The 3,711-nt window shown below is 61.5% G+C and carries 2 protein-coding genes and 1 pseudogene; 2 read left to right on the top strand and 1 reads right to left on the bottom strand.

Annotated features, from left to right (window positions below):
- Positions 1-814, bottom strand: an 814-nt coding sequence (locus FG154_RS20095) for an IS5 family transposase (RefSeq protein WP_145111837.1), incomplete at its 3' end; no start/stop codon positions are given.
- Positions 815-933: 119 nt separating this feature from the next.
- Here FG154_RS20095 and FG154_RS20100 point away from each other — a divergent pair.
- A pseudogene (locus FG154_RS20100) lies at positions 934-1,470 on the top strand (transposase); the annotation flags it as partial.
- A gap of 506 nt (positions 1,471-1,976) precedes the next feature.
- Positions 1,977-3,557, top strand: a complete 1,581-nt coding sequence (locus tag FG154_RS20105; RefSeq protein ID WP_145111840.1) for a hypothetical protein — start codon at positions 1,977-1,979, stop codon at positions 3,555-3,557.
- Positions 3,558-3,711: the final 154 nt, after the last annotated feature.

Raw genomic sequence — 3,711 nt, forward strand, 5'->3', positions numbered from 1 at the left:
GCTCATGGAGCGAATAGATCTTGCCCGGGTCCTTCGGCCGCTGGTGGAGCAGCCGCGAGACCAGCACGAGCTTGTCCAGAACCCGCTCGCGCAGCGGCCCCTCGGGGATCTCGTCGAGCTGCCGCCGGATGTCCCGCATCACGCGGCCGGTATAGCCCTTGAGCGTTCTCAATGCCTTGCGCATGCGCCGGAACTGCTTCGCATGAGCATAGCGGCCGACCTGCGCCGCCAGCCGCGGCGCCAGGCGCGCGTAGCTCTGGCGCAACTCGATGCCGGCCTCCTGCGCCAGATCCACCAGCTGTGCCCGCGCCCGGTCGTAGAGCCGGGAGTCGGTCGGGTGCGCGATGTTCTTTTCCATGACGGTGGTGTCGACGGCGATCTCGTCGAGGCTCGTGTCATCGACGGCGCCGGACTTGCGACCAGCCTCGATGGTCTTTGTCAGCAGCCACTCCACGCCTTCCTCACCGATCCGCTTCCGCCACCGAATGAGCGAGGTCGGGTCGATCGGCGGGCGATGCTGAAAGAACGTCTCGCCGGTGAAATGCTGAAAGTAGGGGTTCTCGACCCAGCGGGCGACCACGGCTTCGTCCGAGAGCCGGAACGCGTGCTGCAGGTAGAGCAGCCCCGCGACCAGCCGCGGCGAGGTCGCCGGCCGTCCGGTCGTGGACGGGAAGAACCCGGCCCATTCGCGCTCGAAGAACTCCCAGTCGATCAGCCCCGCCAGCGTGACCAGCTCGTGACGCAGGTCGATCATGTCGACGAGACCCGGCCGGACAAGATCGTTCTGCTCGGGCGGACGGGGACGGTGCTTCATGCGGCAGACCCAAATGGCAGGGTTCCGGGCCGGGTCCTACGAAATCCTGCAGGCCATGGCGACTGAAACCTCGGGTTCTCCCCGCCAGATCAACCACTTCACGGTTGTTCAGGCCGGACTACTTCAGCGGCACCGAGATCCTTGCCTGCCACGAGGCCGGCATCACCACGACCGTGCCGCGGCCCCTGACCTCCGGCAACGAGACCAAGGGCATGTTCGTGAAGACGGACTTTCTCTACGACCCGGAGCGCGACATCTACACCTGCCCGGCTGGCAACGAGTTGACCTACCGTAGCACCCGCGAGGAAGGCGGCCTGCAGGTCCGGCGATACTGGGTCAACGACTGCCGGACCTGTCCCATCCAGCACCGCTGCACGAGCGGCACGGAACGGCGGATCACCTGCTGGGAGCACGAGCACCTGATCGACGCGATGCGGGAGCGCCTCGCCCGGGATCCCGACCTGATGACGCTCCGGCGCCGCACGGTCGAGCATGTCTTCGGCACCCTCAAGGCGTGGATGGGCACGACCCACTTCCTGACGCGGCGCCTGAAGAACGTCCGGACGGAGATGGCGCTGAACGTGCTGGCCTACAACATGAAGCGGATGGTCTCGTTGATCGGCGTTCGGAGCCTGATGGAGGCGATTCCCGGCTGATCGGCGGAACGAGCGCCGCTATTTGCAACGACGAGCCCCACGCGGCTCCTGCCGCCGCCGAACCATCCCCAGATCCGCTTGCCAGAAATCCACCCGGCCGGGCGCAGGGCCGCTCCCAACGAACGTCAGGCCAGGAGTTTCCACACAGCCTCGGCCGTCTACCGACCAACACCAGCCGCGCTCCGGCTCCTCGCGGAGCAGCCCTGCGCCGCGAATTGGGGCGGCCATCACTGCGGCAAACGATGCGCAGAGATCTGTTGAACATAATCGTGACCGGAAGTAGCGTTTTTCTCATGCTCCCGCGTCGGAAGCTGCTCGAAGGATCTTTCGGGTAGGTCCATTTGCAAGCACTTCCGGCGCAGGCCACTATTACGACCAGCTCCCTGGGATAGGCTTTTAGGTTAAAGAGACTTAGCTCTATAGTAGTAGGATTTACAAAAATGCTATATCAGCGGAAGGGCACAACCAAAGCGAGCATCACGCGTGAACTCCCGGACGTAGGTGCAATGAGGATATACATTTCTGCACTTGCCGCCAGCCTGGGTTTCCTTTTCCTGATGGGGGTACTGCAAGCGGATCGACCGCTCTGGCAGGACGAATCCTTGCTGCTCACCAATCTGGGTCAAGATTGGTGGCACTATTTCAGCGCCCTCCCCTATCACGATCAGGCGGCCCCGCCTTTCACTTTAATCCTGCTGGACATGTTGTGGCGAGTTACTGGCGGTGACCTTCCCCTGATGCGCCTGGCGCTGCTCATGACCACCTCCGCCTGCCTCGCCGCCGTGGGAGCATATGCAGCGCGCGGTGGCTCGGCAGGCGTGGTTTTGGCAGTGGCAATTGTGGCTCTTTCTCCAACGACGCTCAGATACGCGACCGAAATCAAGCATTATATCTTTGAGCTTCTTGCAGCACTTGTTCTTGTGTCCACTGCAATTTCTCTGAGACTCCGGGGAAGGACTGAGCCGTTCGTGTACGCCGCCCTAGCACTGCTCCTCTCGTTTTTTTCCTTCTCAGCCATGCTGGTTGCAGTCGTTGTCTTGGCTGATGTCGTGCTGTTCCGTGTGAAAAATGTGGAACGACGGCGCTGGGTAATCGCGCTTGGGTTGTTCGCCGTCGTATGGGGGCTGCTGTACCTCGGCATATTCCTCCCAATCACCCATCTTCAGCTTTCAAACTATACCGACACGTACCAAGGCAGCTTGCTGCTCGAGCTGCTGCAGAACCGTCCTGGATCGGTTGGCCGCCGAATTCTCTACGTGGCCGGCCAACCCATCTTCGCCATCCTCGGCGCTGCAATTTTACTGATCGGGCTGGTGTTGCTCAATCGGGCAAAGCCATCCGCACTCGCTCAGCATGCTTTCGCGGCATTGCGCGCGGCACATGGAGCGCCGGTGCGGATATGGTTGGGACTGACAGCCCTAATACTCATCCTGTCACTCCTTGGCCTTTATCCCCTGTCCAGTTCGCGCCAGCTTCTGTTCACGATGGCGCCCTCGGCAATAGCGCTGGCTTCCCTCTTTGTCGGAGTTCTTGGACAATCCAGAAACACTGGCAGGCTAGCCGCTGCGCTTGCCTTGGTTCTACTCCCCGGAGCTGCCATGGAGTTTAAGAAAACCGTCAGCGGCGACTACATCTTCCAAGACACGACGGCATTGTACAAGTTCCTGCGCAGTAATAGTGACGTCACCGTCATACCGAACTTGCTGTTCGAGCCCACCTTGAGACTCTTTGTTGGCCAAGACGGTGCCTCCCGTCTGCGGATCGTCGGGCTGCTATCCCCTGCGTCGGGTCCTATGGAGTCTACGGATGAAGTTGTCGCGCGCCTCAAGGATACCGACGCCAGCCTACCGGCCCATATCTGGCATGCGCTGAGACGGGACGGAGCGTATCGGGTATACGCGGACTGGATTGTCAGTCTTGCCGCTAGGGAAGGTGAAGCCCATTTCGCGGTGGCCCAGTTGTCCGAGGGAACGGACAGATACATTGCTGACTCTGCCGCGGTGTCTGGGTGTGCAATCGTACGGGCCTTCAGCGCCGCCGACGTGGTCGCTTATCGGATCACCTGCCGTCAAACTGCTGCTCCGTGATGGAGGGGATTCAGGGGGCGTTGTTGCGGACCTTCGGCCAGGGAGGATTGCATGATGAACCCATGGCGTTAGTGTATCGACCCAGCGGAATCTGCACATGTTAAGCCGCTAAGGCGAATGCCTCGGCGGGAGTTCTCATGTCCAGCGCCTGATG

The organism is Cereibacter sediminicola, from assembly GCF_007668225.1.
Taxonomy (GTDB): Bacteria; Pseudomonadota; Alphaproteobacteria; order Rhodobacterales; family Rhodobacteraceae; genus Cereibacter_A; species Cereibacter_A azotoformans.